Here is a 14,700-nt window from a genome sequence, read left to right on the forward strand (position 1 = left end):
TTTCGGTGCAAGGAGGCGAGCGCCGCGCGCCGGCCGTTCAGGCGTCGAGCAGGACGACACCGAGGATGGGCGCCGGTCGGAGCTGCTCGATGGCCTGGCGGATCGCCTTGCGGGTCGATTTCTTGACAAGCGAGGTCAGGACCACGCCGTCCACCGAGTCGCCGATGACGTTCAGGTCCATGCTGCCGAGCACCGGCGGCGTGTCGATGATGATGTACGAGTAGCCCGCGCGCTTGAGGCTCTCGATCGCGGTCGAGAACGCCACCCCGTCGAAGATGGGCGGCCGCTCCGTGCGGGGATCGACGGCCAGGATATGGACGGGCGTCTGGAGGGCGAGCCTCGCGTCGGGCGACCTGCCGCCGATCGGCGCGGCGTTCCTGTCCGACGACGACTCGCCGCCGTCGTCGCCGGGCGCCACGGCGGGCGCCGCCTGGTCGACGACGACCCAGGGCGCGAACCGGTCGTTGACATGGCGCTGGAGCTGCTCCGTGAAGCAGCTCGGGGGCTCGAACCGCAGCGCCTTCGCGATGCCGGGCTTGCGGATGTTCGCCTCGACGAGGAGGATCTTCCCGCGGACGGTCTCGCGGAGCGCGAGCGCGAGGTTGATGGCGCAGGACGTCTTGCCCTCGCCGGGCCCCGCGCTCGTCACGGCGATGGTGATCCCCGAGCCCGTCGGCAGCTTGCGCCGGAGCGTCCGGTACGCGTCGGCCTGGGGCGAGTAGGGCGCGCGGAGCATCACGATGTTCGGATCCACGGCGTCCGGCATCGGCACGGGGCGCACGGTGATCTCGCCCGGGCCGCGCAGCGACTCCTCCGGGAGCAGCCCGGCGTTCTCCGGTGTCGTGGGCAGGGAGCGCAGCTGCTCGATGTGCAGCGACGGCGGCTCCTCGAACGTCGGATCCAGCGACTGCAGCTTCGCGTCCACGGCCTGGTGCGCCGGGGTCGACACCACGCGGTTGAAGATCAGGGAGGGCGGCGAGCTGAACGTGCTGGTGAGCGAGCGCTCGATCGGCCTCTCGGGCGGCGGCTGCTGCGGCGGCGGCTGCTGATGTGGTTGCGGCACCTCGCGCACGGTCACCTCGCGCGTCGCGGGCGGCACCACGCGATCGAAGACGAGCGAAGGAGGCGAGGTGAACGCGCCGCTGAACGATCGCTCGAGCGGCGGCGCTCCCCCGGGGGGCGCCGCCGCGTCACGGACCCCCACGTCGCGCGCCGGCGGGGCGATGACCCGGTCGATCGGCACCGGCAGCGCCGGCGAGCTGCCCGGCCTCCCGCCGCTCGACACGAGCCCGGGGCTGCTCAGCGTCGCGCTCAGATCGACGACGCGCGCGATCGCCGGGGATGAGCCTTGCCGGTCGGGGCCGGGCGGCAGCGCCGGCGCGGGCATGCCGAGCACCGTCGCGGTACCCGGATGCCCGCGGTGCTCGCCGTGGTCCGCCGCAGGACCCCCGAGGAAGAGCGCCGTCGCCGGCGACGGCCCCCTGAGCGGCTGCGGCGCGCCGGGGTGAGCGCCCGGCGCCTGCGCGGCGCCGAGGCGCAGCCCCATCGCCTGCGGGTGCTGCGGCGAAGGGGGGAGATCTTGCCGGATGGTCGGCGAGTCGAACGCGGCGCTCGGGTCGTCCTGGCTGGAGCTCGGGCGCTCCGCCGCGACCACGTCCTCCGCGTCGTTCGCGAGGCGCAGGACGCGGGCGATCATCTCCTCGCGCACGTCCGGATCCGGCGCGATCGAGCGCCAGTTGCCGACCACGTTGCGGAGCCGGCGCGCCTCGATGACGAGGGCGCGGACCCGCGCGGTCTGCTCCGCGCGACTCAGGAAGTCGCAGACCTGATCGAGCGCCCGCTCGAGGGAAGCGACCGGCGGCGGCTTTCCCGGCTCAGCTCCGCCTGCCTCAGCCACGGCGCCCTCGGGGCGCGCGCGCGGCGGGCGGTACGACGACGAGCACCGGAGCGAGCGCCATTCGATCGATATCTTCCATGTCGTAAACCCGATCGTCGAACACGATGCCACGCGCCGCGGCGGCCGCGATGCCGGCCGCAACGGACAAGAACAGCCCGCCGATGGCGATGATCAACCGCGACGGGCTCGACGGCGCGCTCGGCCGGTATGCCGGGTCGAGCACCTCGATCTGCGCCGAGTAGCCGCCCTGCTCCGAGCTCGCTGCGATCTCGGCGCGGAACGACTTGCCCTCGAGGTCGGAGAGGCGCTGCTGCGCGCGCGCCTTCTCGCGGGTGAGCCGCGACCAGTCGGTCTCGGTGTTGATGATCTGCTTCGCCGCCTCGCTGGCGTCGGCCGCGTTGCCCTTCTTCGCGCCCCTGCGCACCGCGATCTCCCGCTCGAGAGCCGCGAGCTGGGACTTGATCTTCGCCTTCTCGGCCTCGTCGGTCGCGGGGACCTCCACCACCGGCTCCGGCGGCAGGACGAGCGCCTGCTCGGCGCGCCGCAGCGCCGCCTCGGCGTTGGTCACGCGGGCCGCCGCCGCCCGGACGTCGGGGTGCTGCTCGGTGAAGCGGGACTGCTTGTCGGCCAGATCCCGCCGCGCGGTGGCGAGCTCCTGCTCGGCCTGATCCCGCTGCCGGGTGAGCGCGGGGGAGGGCACCCCGGCGGCGCTCACCGCCGGTTGCTCCGGCTTGCCGGTGAGCCGGCTGCGCAGGCGGGGCACCTGCCGCTCGAGCGCCTCGAGGGTCGGGTCGGTCCCGGTGGCGCGCCGCTCCCGCTCGCGGATGGCGGCGCCGCCCTGCGAGCCGCCGGGGGTGGACTGCTCGGTGGCGAACTCGGGGTGCTCTGCCAGGAACGCCGCGAGCTCGGTCTCGGCCTTCTCGACGTCCTGCTCGGCGCGCTTCAGCTCGGCGTCGAGGAACTCGTTCGTCAGCTTCGCCTGCGACCTGCGCATGCGCGTCGTCTCCTCGACGAGGATGTCCGCGAGCCGCTGCGTCACCTCCTGCGCCTGCTCGCGCGTCTCCCCTTCGGCCGAGATCGCGAAGGTGTCCTGCGAGCGGGCCTTGAAGGTGATCTTGGCGCGGAGCCGATCGACAGCGTCGACCATGCCCCGCTTCTCGAGGACGTCGGGGAAGAGGTTGAACTCGGTCACGACCTTCTCGAGGTTGGAGCGCGCGAGCAGCGTCTCCTTGAGGCGCGCGGAGAGGGTGCGGAGCGGGTCGGGCCCGTCCGGCCCGAGGTACGTCGCCTTGACGCCCTCGCGGTAGAAGATCACGGTCTCGGAGCGGTACGCGGGCTTCCTCGACTGCACGACGAGCACCGTGAACCCGAGCCCCGCGATCGCTACCAGCACCGCCACGTACCAGTGCGCCAGCGTCCGGTTGATCATCCCGCTGACGCTGGGCGGCTGCGGACCTGCCGGCCGCGCCGATGCGTCGGCGGGAATCGCCCCGAGCGCCTCCTGGGGCGGGGTAGGCCCGGAGGGCTGCTGGTTCATCTTCTTGTCCATGGTCCCCGCTCCTCGAAGGTTGCCTTGCTCCGCCCGGCCCGGAGGACGCGCACCCCGGTCTGGCAGGCTGGTTGGCTATGGTAGACGTGCGACGCCCGAGCGCCAGCTTGTTGCACTCGGCTGTGCCCGCCGCGTGCCCGCCGCGTGCCCGCCGCGCGCAACCCCACGCCTAACACGCCTCCGGTACGCGCAGCACGCGCAGCACGCGCAACCAGCGCCGCGGCGACGGGTGGGCGCCGTCCGGGCGACTCCAGCCGCTCAGCAACGTCCGCGCGACACCTGCCGCGCGGCGCTGCCACCGCGGCCGTCGTCGACGGGTGGGCCGGGGGGCCGGGGTGGCGGCGCGCGCGCCGCCACCGAGCGTCACGTGGGGAACACCCGATCGAGGCGCAGCAGGCGGAAGATCGCGCGCGGCTGATCCCTCAGCCCGACGATGCGCACCTGGCCGCCGTTGGCCCGTACCCGCTTGAACAGCGAGACGATGACGCCGACGCCCGAGCTGTCGATCAGCCGGAGGGACGAGAGCTCGAGCGTGATGTTCTGCCGGTTCTCGGCCACCAGCTCGTCCACCAATGTCCTGAACTCCGGTGCGGTCACTGCGTCGAGGGTCCCCTCGAACTGCACGACCGTCTCACTGCCGTTATCGGTCCGCGTATAGCTCATTGGATTTTAATTCCCCCTGCGGCGCGGGTCGCGCCCGAACGGGAGACGCTCCGCATTCGAAAACTGCTTGTCCGATGCCCTGTCGCCCCGGCGAAATCGGCGTCGGAATGCTCTTGTTCGCTGCTGCCTTCACCCTCGTCGCCGGCAATACACGAGCTGCCCTCCCTCCGCTTCACCAGACGCAGGACATTCGGGCTGCCGGGACAGTAGTCGACCTCATCCATGAACGACTTGATGATGAAGAGCCCCATCCCGGACTCGGGGAGGTCGTCGATGGGAGGGTTGTCGATGGCCGCGGGATCGAAGCTGCAGCCCGTGTCCATCAAGCGAATGATAATGCCGTCCGCGTCGGACTCGATCTCGATGTCGACGTCGCCCGGCGGGCCAGCGCGGTATCCGTGAATCGCGATGTTGTTGAACGCCTCGCCGAACGCCGAGACGGTCTGGTCCTCGAAATCCTCCTGGGTGAGGCCGGGCGACCCGCCCTCGACCCTCCCAGGCGCGGCCATCTTGCATGCGGCCGCCACCACGCGGAGGGCGAGGTGGCGATAGGTCAACGAACCTGGTACGCGGAGTCGGATCACGCCCAAACCTCCATCCGAGCTTGTACCCTACCACGTTCTCGACTATGGGAGCCACAAGGTAAACAGTGACACCTGGCGTTCGTGTAGCGAAACGTGCGATCGACATCGCGGGCTCGCTCGTGGGTCTCACGCTGACCCTCCCGCTCTACCCTCTCATCGGCGCGGCTATCTACCTCGAGTCGCCCGGGCCGATCTTCTACATGCAGCGCCGTGCCGGGATGCTCATCGGCACGGAAGTGCGGGACGGCGTGGCCTACCCGCGATTCGTCGAATTCCACATGCGCAAATTTCGTTCCATGCGCGTGGATGCCGAGAAGTTGACGGGGGCCGTGCTCGCCCAGCAGGACGACCCGCGCATCACCCGGGTCGGCCGCTTCCTGCGCAAGACGCGCCTCGACGAGATCCCGCAGTTCTGGAGCGTGCTCATGGGGGACATGAGCATCGTGGGGCCGCGCCCCGAGCGCCCCGAGCTGCTCGTCAACCTCGCGCTCGCCATTCCGTTCTTCGAGGAGCGGATGCGCGACATCAAGCCGGGCATCACGGGGCTCGCGCAGGTGTCGCTCGGGTATACCGGGCGCGCCCCGGCGGAGAGCGAGGTCGCCGCGTTCGAGGCGACGCTGACGAACCCGTTCGGCCTCGAGGAGGCGGAGGGCGCCGAGGCCGACGACATGCGGATGAAGCTGCTCTTCGACCTCGCGTACGCCGCGTCGCTCGAGAAGCTCTCGACGTTCCTGCAGATGGAGCTCTCGATCATCGTGAAGACGCCGCTCGTGATGGTCCTCGGCCTGGGGCGCTGAGCGGGCGCCGCGCCTCCGGAACGCCGACGCGGGCGTCGCGGCCGCGATCGCTCCGCGCGTCATGGCGCTCTCTCTGCAGAACCGGGGCAGCTCCGCGCGGCTGCGCTAGGCCCTCTTGCTCAGCAAGAAGATCACGAACACCAGGCCGAGGTCGGCCAGGATGAGCCGGTAGAGGTCGCGCTTCTCGAACTGGATCGAGAAGCTCGGATCGACGCTCCTGATGGCGCAATACAGCGACCCCGCCAGGCCGAAGTAGATCCAGAGCACGTAGTGGTAGGTGAACGAGAGGAAGAAGATCCCGACCATCATCCCGCAGAACCCGGCCATGATCGCCATGGCCCAGGCGCGGATCGTCGCGAACTGGGCGCCGTGCTCGTACCGCTTGAGCGCGACCAGCGAGATCTTGAGGGTGAGGTAGATCATCGCCGACCACGCGAACATCCCGAGCGGGCCGAGCTCCGAGAGCGCGAGGAGGTACGCGTTGTGCGCGGTGAGCCAGTGGTGCTCCGTGAACTGGCGGAAGCCCGCGCCCATGAGCGGGAACATCCGGTAGATGTTCAGCCCCTCGCCTAGGATCTCCGTGCGCTCGCCCGCCGACTCGTCGGCCTCGTCGCCGCCGCGGCCGCCGAGCATCATGAGCGGCGCCGCGCAGATCGCGCCGAAGATCGCGCCGCGGATGCCGTACTTCTTGACGAAGTAGACGCCCAGCACCGTCGCGAAGACGAGCTGGCCGCCCCGGGACTGCGTGAGGATGATCGCGGTCGCGATCAAGAGGAGCGAGCCGAAGACCAGGAGCGCGCGCATGAAGGAGCGCTTCTGCTCGAACATCGCGAAGCTGAACGGCAGCACGATGCCCGACGTGAGCGCGAGCTCGTTCGGATCCTGGAGCACGCCGCGCCAGCGCACGCGGCCGTTGATCGTCGACGTCTTGAAGAGGCCGACGCGCTCGCACAGGTACTCGACCTCGGGATCGGCGCCCGGCCCCTCGCGGCAGTCCACGCGCAGCTCGCACGAGCGGCCGTCGGGGATGCCGGCCTCGCCGCGCGAGCCGCCGATGGTCTGCGTCATCGCCAGGCACTGGAACGAGGAGAACCCCTGGTGCACGGCGACGCCCGCCACGAAGAGGCCCATGATGAGCACCGTGGTGGCGAGCTTCTGGAAGCCCTTGAAGCCGTCGGTGCTGTGCCCGATCAGGAAGAAGAGCACGAACGTCACGCTGATCGAGACGAAGCCCTCCGAGAACTCGGCGGGGTTCCGGAAGCCGAGCGTGAACACGCACCAGAAGTAGACGACGATGGCCCACCGGAGCTGCGGGGTCGCCTTCAGCCTGACCTTGCCCATGGCGAGGTCGAGGCCCATGCCCATGAAGGCGAGGCCGAGCCAGAGGTACAGGAACGGCAGGTTCTCGAAGCGCTCGTCCCATTCCTGGGGCCTGCCGTAGATGAAGATGATGAGAAGGATGACCCCGGGGAGCGCGAGCATGTCGAGGGTCCTCGGCGAAGACGCCGTTCGGGTGGTGGGGGACGTTCCGGAGGATCGCGGCTCGCGTCAAGCGACTTGCGCTCGCTCCCTCCGGCGCGGTTGCAGGGCCCTCGACGCTAGGTGCTGAGGCCCACGCGGCGCACGGCCTGGTTCAGGAACGGGACGAACTCGTCCGCCGCCCTCGCATTGCCCGCGCTCGAGGGGTGGTTGTCGGTGTTGCCCTCCGAGCCGTGGAGGGAGAAGTTGGACTCGCCCTTGTTCGTGAGCACGTCGTAGTAGTCGAAGACGACGACGTTCCTCTCCGGATAGCCGCTGAGCCAGCCGTCGGGCGACTTGACCCAGTTGTTGAACGAACGGGCGAGATCCGCCTGGCGCTGCGCGATCTCGGCGTCGGAGGGCTTCCCGAGGAGCCGCTTGGCGGTCCACTTCCAGGCGGGCTCCTTCGAGCGTTTGAGGATGTTGGCGGGGGCGGTGATGTAGACGAACAGCGTGTCCTTCCGCTTCGCGAGGTCGGGCAGGATCGACGCCAGCGTGGCCTTCGCGTTCCAGACGGTGAGCTCCGGGCCGGCCGGGTTGCCGGGGGCGGAGCCCTCGCCGACGAAGCGGTTGTTGGGATAACAGGACTTGAAGACGACGATCCGGTTCACCACGCCGTCCGGGTGCATCTGGTCGTTCAGCGCGACCCGGAGCACCTTGTCCATCTTGTCGCGGAACTTGGGCGCCCAGTCGAAGAGGTCGGTGTTCTCGCCGATCTCGCTGCCGTAGGAGGCCTCGTGGACGCGGTAACCCTGCTCCGTGAGCTTCTTCTTGAGCCCACCTCCGTTCGGGTGCGCCTCGTAGACGCACGACGCCTTCTCCTTCTCGGCGCCCGGCTCCGTGAGGAGCTGGCCGCCGCACGAGTGATGGATGAACAGGAGATCCAGCGGGGTATCGGGCCGGGTGCTCGCGAAGCCCGACAGATCGAGCGAGCCTGCCTTCGCGATGGGGCCGGTCGCGGCCGGCGCCGTGCCCTCGATGGGGATGAACAGGGCGCCCAGCGCGACGAGGAATGTGCCGGCAGAGACGAGTCGCTTCTTGCTCATGGCATCTCCGTACAGGACGTGGGCAAGGAGGATGGATTATTGCAGCGCGCCACGCCGAGGACAAGCGGGCGCGGATGGCGCCATCGTCACGTTTGCCGTTTGCGACACGGCGCTCAGAAGGCGAGGACACCGCCCTCGTCGGCCTTGGCGGCCGAGCCGGTGCGGATCGTGATCTCGTCTCCGTCGGCCGCGGGCTTCCTGATCACGTCGTAGGATGCGCCGGGGGAGAGGCCCGTGACGACGTGCTTCGCCACGCCGGCGAGCGTGGTGAACTGCACCTCGGACACTGCGCCCAGCTCGACCGGGAACAGGACCAGCGTGCCCTTCACCGCCGCGCCCACGAACGGCGTCCCGCGCTTCGTGCGCACGAGCGCCACCGGATCCGCCGTCGCGTTGCCGGCCGCTCCCTGGAGCACGTGCAGGAAGCGCGCGTCCTTCGGCATCGGGGCCGGCGGCTCGACCCGCAGGGTCGCGAGCATCGGCTCGTTCTCGGCAGGCTTGGTGTCCCAGGTGCCCGTCGGCTTGTACGGCTCGGCCACGACGACGGCGTTCTCCGGCAGGACCGTGGTCACGAAGAGCTTTTGCCCCTTCGCGGTCGTGGCCGTCGCGAGCTTCCCCGCGACCTGCGCGGCGCTCGGTGTTTGCACGAAGAAGCGCTTGAAGCGCCCGTCCTTGCCCGTCGCGGCGCGGTCGTAGAGGACGAGGTGGTCCGGCTTGAGCCACACGAGCGCGCGGCTGACGTGCGTGACGTCGCGGATGTTCTCGTACTCGGAGTTGTAGAGCGGGGTCGCGTCGCCGAGGACGTAGACGTAGTCCTGCGCGAAGCTCTTCGCGAGGACCCTGGGATCCCCCGTGTGCACGAGCGGCCACTGGGATCCGCGCCGCCAGAGCTCGCCGCGGTTCGGGTCGTCGTGGCGGCGGTTCTTGTCGTTCTCGACCGCGAGGGTGTTGTGCTGCTCGGAGTTCGCCATGAAGGCGCCGTACCCGACGCGCTCCTTCGTGAGCCACTCGCCGCCGCGGTAGAAGCCGAAGCTGAGGCCGTCGCCGTGCTGGTGGTCGATCTGCTCCCAGCCGAGCTGGAACTGGAGCCACGTGGCCTCGGGCCCCCAGCTCGTCCTCGCGAAGACCTGGCCGAGGCCGGGGCCGTAGTGCGTGAGCGGGATGGAGGGGCGCGGGTCGGTCGGGGTGACCGCCGGGTCGAGCAGGAGGAAGTACAGGATCGAGTGGCGCTTGTGGGTCTGGCCGAGCTGCGAGCGGGCGCGCCGCGCGAGGGCCGCGGCGCCGCCAGGGCCGGCGTGGATGGCCATCCAGCGGAGCGCGTTCAGGCGCTCGGCGTTGCCGCTGTTCTCGGCGTGGAGGCCGAGCGCCGCGAACGGGTCGATGTGATCCGTGTACTCGTAGCGCTCCCCGTCGCCCGTCCACGCGGCCTCGTGGGTCGGCCCGAGCCGGCCCGCCGGCGTGGCGGGGCTCAGGCTGTGGAGGTGGGCCGGGATGAACTCGTGCCAGAACGGGTTGCCGTCGAGGTGCACCTGCGGGCCCCACTTCGCCGGATCGGCCTCGCCGGCCGTCTGGATGGCGAGCAGCGTCTCGCTCACGTAGGCCAGCGTCGCGGGGCCGTACTGGAAGCCCTCCGGCGGCGCGCCGCCGCGCGCGTCGTTCCGCAGGACGCTGTCGGTCATGTAGAGCCACGCCCCGGTGACGTTGGCGAAGTAGTCCCTGAGCCGCGGGTAGGTGCCGCTCGGCTTCGGATCCGGCGGATCGTCGGCCTCGTCGAACGCGAGCGACAGGAGCGTCAGGTTGCGCATGTGCGACGTGAAGTAGTTGTTCACGGCGTACCTGCGCTTCCTCGGCTCCTTCAGCATCGCCGGGTCGTTCAGCTTGCCCACGGGCTCGGGGTGATCGTGGCTCGTCGTCGACGACTGCAGCTGCTCCTCCGCCCAGCGGAGGAAGACGGGCCGTATCGCCGCCTTGTCCTGGGCCGAGAGGTACCCGTAGATCCAGTCGACCGTGAGGCCGAACGACTCTCCGGCCCAGCGGGCGCGGTCGCCGGTCGAGAACCTGCGGACGAAGGGATCCTGCGGATCCCCCTTGTTCACGCGATCGACGATGGTGAGAAGGATCTTGCGCGCGCGGGCGGCGTAGTCGTTGCGGGCCGCCTCGTCGCTCGAGACGAGCGACATGAAGGCGAACAGCTCCGCGTGCGCCTCGCAGTAGATGCGGGCGTGGGTGCAGTCGCCCTCGGAGGGGATGTCGCCCTTGTCCATCGCCGCCGCGGCCTCGGCCGTCACGGCGGCGAGCTCCTTGAACAGGGGGTTCGCCTGCGTGGCGCGCGCCCGGAGCTTCGGCAGATCGGCCGCGCGCACCCAGAGCCGCGGGTGCCCCTTGGTCGGCGTGGCCGGCGGCGCGGGCGGCCCCTCGAAGCGCGGCGCCGCGGCCGCGAGGGCCGCGGTCGCGGACTGGGTGCCCTCGCCGCTGTGGACCGCCGGCGGCCCCGGGGTCTGCCGCCGCTCGCAGCCGGCGAGGAGACCCGCGAGGCCGAGCGCCAGCCCGAGCGACGCGAGCGGCCGCCAGCCCGTCATGTCGCGCGTTCCTTGAGGTACGTGAACGTCCGCTGGAGGCCCTCCTCCGTGGAGACCAGCTGCTTCCACCCGAGCGCCTTCAGCTTCGTGTTGTCGAACCGGTTCCCCTTCCACGAGGTCGCGCTCTTGTAGGGCGTGAAGATGGCCGGCAGCTGCCCCTTCGAGTAGGCGTGGTAGCGCTCGACGAGCTTCGATATCCCGGTGAGGGCGAAGTAGGGCACCGTGAGCGAGCGGATCGGCTTCACCTCGCGCTTGTAGCGGGCGAGGTAGACGTCGGCCGTGGGCAGGTCGTCGTCGTGGACGTTGTAGACCTGCCCCCGCGCGACGTCGCTCCGGCCGGCGACGGCGATCGCCTCGGCGCAGTTGTCGACGTACGAGAGCGGGAGGATGTTGCGGCCGCCGAGGTGCAGGAACACGCCGAAGAGGCTCATCCCGACGCGGCTGGAGAAGGCGTTGCCGCCGGGGCCGTAGATGACGCCGGGGCGGAGCACCGTCAGCGGGAAGCCGTAGCGCGCCTGGTACTCCCAGAAGAGCTTCTCCTGCCGGAGCTTCGCCTGCGAGTAGAGATCGCGCTGCGCGGGCCGCGCCTCCAGGGGCGTGTTCTCGTCGACGATGTACCCCCGCGGGAGATCGGCGACGCCGTAGACGCCGAAGGAGCTGACCAGGACGACACGCGGCGATCGGCCGGTGTGGACGAGCGCCTCGAGCAGGTTCTTCGAGGCGACGACGGTGCTCAGGAACATGTCCGCGGGCGCGCCGCCCATGGCCGCGGCCACGTGGTAGACGACGTCCACGCCCTCGACAGCGCGCTCGGCGGCCTCCTTCGTTGCGAGGGAGCCCACCGCGATGTCGAGGGGGACGCCCCGCCGCTTCTCGATCTCTTCGAGCCGCGAGCGGTTGCTCGCGGGGCGGACGAGGCAGCGGAGGTCGGTCTCGCCATGGGCGAGCAGCCGGTCGACGAGGGCCGACCCAAGGAAGCCGTTCGAGCCGGTGACAAGGACTTTCATGTGCGCGCCTTCTCCTGCGGGACCTGCCGGAAGATCTCATCCATCATCCACGCGACCCGGATCATGTCCCGGTACGAGATGGGCAGCTCCGCGCCCCGCGTGATGCTGTCGTAGAAGAGGCCGATCAGGCGGTTCAGCCCCGAGAAGAAGTGGAAGTCGCTGCGGGCGAACCGCACCACGTTCTTGCCCCCCTCGCGGAGGTACGAGAGGGCCTGATCGAAGGCCGGGACGACGCGCCCGATGGCGCTCGGGAGCTTCGGCGACGCGTCGAGGGTGACCGTGCGGCTCGTGAAGTCGACGTGGAGCGTGTTCTTCGTGCCGTAGACGCGGAGGAAGTGCCCGGGCGGCCGCGCGTGCGATGAGAAGGTCCCGTAGGCGCTGACGCGCGCGCCCTGCACCGTGACGCGGAGCTCGTCGAGCATGTCGTCGCGCGAGTCGCCGAACCGCTTCTCGCGGAGCGCGTAGGCGGTCGCGGTGACCTTCGGCTGCTCGTCGTCCACGAACTCGACGATCTTGTTCAGCAGGTGATCGACGTTGTTGTGGAACAGCTTGCCCGGGAGGCGATGGACCCAGTGCGAGCCGTCGCCGAGCAGCGCCGCGCCGAAGGGGCCGGCGAGGTTGTAGCCGAAGCAGCTCTCCACGTGGACGGGATCGCCGAGCACGCCGTCGCCGACGAGCCTGCGCATCTCGACGGCCGGGGGATCGAACTGGTACTCCCAGCCGACGGTCATCTTTTTCCCGGCGGCGGTGCAGAGCTCGATGAGGCGCCGCACGTCCGCGAGGTTCAGCGCAGTCGGCTTCTCCACGTAGACGTGGGCGCCCGCCTCGATGGCTCGCCGGGCGAGGAACAGGTGCGACTGCGGAGGGGTGGTGATGTGGACGACGTCGGGCTTCTCGACGTCGAGCAGGCGGTCGAACGAGTCGTAGTGGCTCGGGATGCCGTAGCGCACCGCGATCTGTTCGGCCATCAGGAGCTCCAGGTCGCATACGGCGACGACCCGAGCCCGCTCCGGCATCTTCTGGATCTCTTCTATGTGGCCGTCGGCGATCTTGCCGCAGCCGACGATCGCGATTTTGAGGGTCATGCGGCGGCGGAGCGTACCGCAACGTGGCAGCCGAGAGCTAGGCTCTCCGCCGGCCCGCCGAACAGCGTGGACGCGTCCAAGCTCCTCCACGCGCGTGGACGCGCGTGGAGGAGCTTGATGACGGTCGCGGCGGCCTCGGGTAGGCTGCGCGGCGCAGCATAAAGAAGGGTGGTGATTCGTGCGCGTGCTCCATGTTCTTCATACGTCGCTGCCTGTCATTGCGGGGTACACGATCCGCAGCGACTACATCATCAAGCATCAGGCCGAGCACGGGATGCGGCCGGCGGTGGTGACGTCGGCGCAGCAAGGGTCCGGGGATGCGCTGAAGGACGAGATCGGCGGCATCTCGTACTGGCGGACGCGCGAGCCGACCGGCAAGAAGCTGCCGCTGGTCAGGGAGCTCTCGCTCGTGCGGGCGCTGGAGGCGCGCGTCGAGGACGCGATCCGGGAGTTCCAGCCCGATCTCGTGCACGCGCACTCGCCGATGCTCGTCGGGCTTCCGGCGCTCGCGGCGGCGCGCCGCTTCGGGCTGCCGCTCGTCTACGAGGTGCGCGATCTCTGGGAGAACGCCTCCGTCGACCGGGGCAAATTCAAAGAGGACTCGGCGCCTTACAAGATCGCGGCCGGCCTCGAGACGATCGTCTACAAGTACGCTGACGCGACGGTCACGATCTGCGAGGCCCTGAAGAACGCGGTCGCGCCGCGGGTGCGCAGCACGGACGCGCTCCACGTCGTGGGCAACGGCGTCGACTCGGACAAGTTCGCGCCGCGGGAGGCTCCTCCCGGCGCCTGGGAGCGCTTCGGGCTCGCCGGGAAGAAGCTCATCGGCTACGTCGGCACCTTCCAGCCGTACGAGGGGCTCCAGACGCTCATCGCGGCGATCGGCGACATCGCGCGGGAGATCCCGGACGCGCACGTCGTGATCACCGGGGCCGGCGGCCAGGAGATGGAGCTCAAGGCGTTCGCCCGCGAGCGAGGGGTGGAGTCCAAGGTGACCTTCACCGGGCGGGTGCCGCACGACGAGGTGTTCAACATCTACGCGATGGCGAGCCTGCTCGTGTATCCCCGCATCCGGACCCGGACGACCGAGCTCACGACGCCGCTGAAGCCGCTCGAGGCGATGTCGATGGCCCGGCCCGTGATGGTGAGCGACGTCGCGGCCATGGGGGAGCTCGTCCGTTATGGCGAGACCGGGTTCGTCTTCAAGGCGGGCGACAGCGCCGACCTCACGAAGCGGTGTGTGGAGGCCCTCAAGGACCCGGCGCGCCTCGATCAGGTCGGCAAGAACGCGCGGGCGTGGATCCTCAAGGAGCGGCAGTGGCCCACGCTGCTCTCGCGGTACGAGACCATCTACGAGCAGGCCATCGCCGTGCGGCGCGGACAGGGCAAGTCGCGCGTCGGCGAGCCGCGCGCGGCGTGAAGGGCGGCGACGCCAGCCCGAGCTTCCCACGGCCGACGGCCAGCGTCGCTGCCGCGTGAGCGTCGCGATCCCTAGGCGCGTCCGTGCGCGATCCGGGGTATGATCGCGCGGCCCCATCCCGCCCCTTCGGGAACTGGCAGGAGGTCTCTCAACGTGTTCGAGATCAAAGTCGACCGGATCATCGCCATGGTGGATTTCGTCCTCGAGGGGCGTGTCCGCCTCGAGGAGATGGAGAACTTCGTCAGCGAGCTGAGGAAGGCGTGCGAGAGCCTCCAGGGCCGGGAGATCAAGATCAAGGCCGATGTCCGCGGGTTCAGGCCGATGTCCCCCGATGTGGCGGAGAAGATCCGCGCCGTCCAGGAGTTCGGCCTGGAGCTCGGGGTGATGCGCGTCGCCGAGATCATCGAAAGCGACATCGTCGCGCTCCAGCTGAACCGCGTGGCGCGCGAGAGCGGCACGGACAAGGTCCTCCGGCGCTTCTGGGACGAGGACGCAGCCCACGAGTGGCTCCTCCACGGCGATCCTGAATAGCGCTGAGGCGCGGGCGACGCGTCG

Annotated in this window: 12 protein-coding genes; 3 read left to right on the forward strand and 9 right to left on the reverse strand. The window is 70.0% G+C overall.

Annotated elements, in window-relative coordinates; all coding sequences use genetic code 11:
• Positions 1–37 precede the first annotated feature (37 nt).
• The 4 genes from POL72_RS31720 to POL72_RS31735 all read right to left on the reverse strand — a co-directional run bounded on the left by POL72_RS31720 (position 38) and on the right by POL72_RS31735 (position 4,693).
• Positions 38–1,897 (reverse strand): hypothetical protein, encoded by a 1,860-nt coding sequence (locus POL72_RS31720; RefSeq protein WP_272100176.1) that lies wholly within the window; start codon positions 1,895–1,897, stop codon positions 38–40.
• On the reverse strand, positions 1,890–3,446 hold the full coding sequence (locus POL72_RS31725) for a protein kinase (RefSeq protein WP_272100178.1): 1,557 nt from the start codon (positions 3,444–3,446) through the stop codon (positions 1,890–1,892). Before POL72_RS31725 ends, POL72_RS31720 begins: the two co-directional genes overlap by 8 nt.
• A gap of 363 nt (positions 3,447–3,809) precedes the next feature.
• The gene (locus POL72_RS31730; RefSeq protein WP_012233514.1) at positions 3,810–4,109 is read right to left on the reverse strand and encodes an STAS domain-containing protein; all 300 of its coding nucleotides are present in this window, start codon (positions 4,107–4,109) and stop codon (positions 3,810–3,812) included.
• Positions 4,106–4,693 (reverse strand): ATP-binding protein, encoded by a 588-nt coding sequence (locus POL72_RS31735; RefSeq protein WP_272100182.1) that lies wholly within the window; start codon positions 4,691–4,693, stop codon positions 4,106–4,108. The genes POL72_RS31730 and POL72_RS31735 overlap by 4 nt, the downstream gene beginning before the upstream one ends.
• Positions 4,694–4,758: 65 nt before the next feature.
• Between POL72_RS31735 and POL72_RS31740 the strand changes: the two genes are divergently transcribed.
• A complete protein-coding gene (locus tag POL72_RS31740) occupies positions 4,759–5,490 on the forward strand; it encodes a sugar transferase (protein WP_012233516.1) in 732 nt (243 codons plus the stop codon).
• 105 nt (positions 5,491–5,595) lie between these two features.
• Here the strand turns inward: POL72_RS31740 and POL72_RS31745 are convergent, their stop codons facing one another.
• The 5 genes from POL72_RS31745 to POL72_RS31765 all read right to left on the reverse strand — a co-directional run bounded on the left by POL72_RS31745 (position 5,596) and on the right by POL72_RS31765 (position 12,725).
• Complete coding sequence (locus POL72_RS31745; RefSeq protein ID WP_272100184.1) at positions 5,596–6,972, reverse strand: O-antigen ligase family protein; 1,377 nt, start codon at positions 6,970–6,972, stop codon at positions 5,596–5,598.
• Between the two features lie 116 nt (positions 6,973–7,088).
• Positions 7,089–8,054 (reverse strand): hypothetical protein, encoded by a 966-nt coding sequence (locus POL72_RS31750; RefSeq protein WP_272100186.1) that lies wholly within the window; start codon positions 8,052–8,054, stop codon positions 7,089–7,091.
• 113 nt (positions 8,055–8,167) lie between these two features.
• Positions 8,168–10,633 carry a hypothetical protein gene (locus POL72_RS31755; RefSeq protein WP_272100188.1) on the reverse strand — a complete coding sequence of 822 codons (2,466 nt, stop codon included), beginning with the start codon at positions 10,631–10,633 and terminating at the stop codon, positions 8,168–8,170.
• Positions 10,630–11,640: an NAD-dependent epimerase/dehydratase family protein gene (locus POL72_RS31760; protein ID WP_272100189.1), complete on the reverse strand. Its 1,011-nt coding sequence runs from the start codon at positions 11,638–11,640 to the stop codon at positions 10,630–10,632. The genes POL72_RS31755 and POL72_RS31760 overlap by 4 nt, the downstream gene beginning before the upstream one ends.
• Entirely contained in the window at positions 11,637–12,725 is a 1,089-nt protein-coding gene (locus POL72_RS31765; protein ID WP_272100191.1) for a Gfo/Idh/MocA family protein, read from the reverse strand. The genes POL72_RS31760 and POL72_RS31765 overlap by 4 nt, the downstream gene beginning before the upstream one ends.
• Before the next feature lie 178 nt (positions 12,726–12,903).
• On the opposite strand from POL72_RS31765, the gene POL72_RS31770 reads away from it, so the two are divergent.
• Positions 12,904–14,145 carry a glycosyltransferase gene (locus POL72_RS31770; protein ID WP_272100193.1) on the forward strand — a complete coding sequence of 414 codons (1,242 nt, stop codon included), beginning with the start codon at positions 12,904–12,906 and terminating at the stop codon, positions 14,143–14,145.
• 153 nt (positions 14,146–14,298) lie between these two features.
• The gene (locus POL72_RS31775) at positions 14,299–14,676 is read left to right on the forward strand and encodes a type 1 periplasmic-binding domain-containing protein (RefSeq protein WP_272100194.1); all 378 of its coding nucleotides are present in this window, start codon (positions 14,299–14,301) and stop codon (positions 14,674–14,676) included.
• Positions 14,677–14,700: the final 24 nt, after the last annotated feature.

It is taken from the genome of Sorangium aterium, assembly GCF_028368935.1.
Taxonomy (GTDB): Bacteria; Myxococcota_A; Polyangia; order Polyangiales; family Polyangiaceae; genus Sorangium; species Sorangium atrum.

Excerpts from the sequence above, each read along its gene's own strand:
- POL72_RS31725 (WP_272100178.1), bottom strand. The coding sequence starts at position 3,446 with ATGGACAAGAAGATGAACCAGCAGCCCTCCGGGCCTACCCCGCCCCAG.
- POL72_RS31730 (WP_012233514.1), bottom strand. The coding sequence starts at position 4,109 with ATGAGCTATACGCGGACCGATAACGGCAGTGAGACGGTCGTGCAGTTC.
- POL72_RS31745 (WP_272100184.1), bottom strand. The coding sequence starts at position 6,972 with ATGCTCGCGCTCCCCGGGGTCATCCTTCTCATCATCTTCATCTACGGC.
- POL72_RS31750 (WP_272100186.1), bottom strand. The coding sequence starts at position 8,054 with ATGAGCAAGAAGCGACTCGTCTCTGCCGGCACATTCCTCGTCGCGCTG.
- POL72_RS31755 (WP_272100188.1), bottom strand. The coding sequence starts at position 10,633 with ATGACGGGCTGGCGGCCGCTCGCGTCGCTCGGGCTGGCGCTCGGCCTC.
- POL72_RS31760 (WP_272100189.1), bottom strand. The coding sequence starts at position 11,640 with ATGAAAGTCCTTGTCACCGGCTCGAACGGCTTCCTTGGGTCGGCCCTC.
- POL72_RS31765 (WP_272100191.1), bottom strand. The coding sequence starts at position 12,725 with ATGACCCTCAAAATCGCGATCGTCGGCTGCGGCAAGATCGCCGACGGC.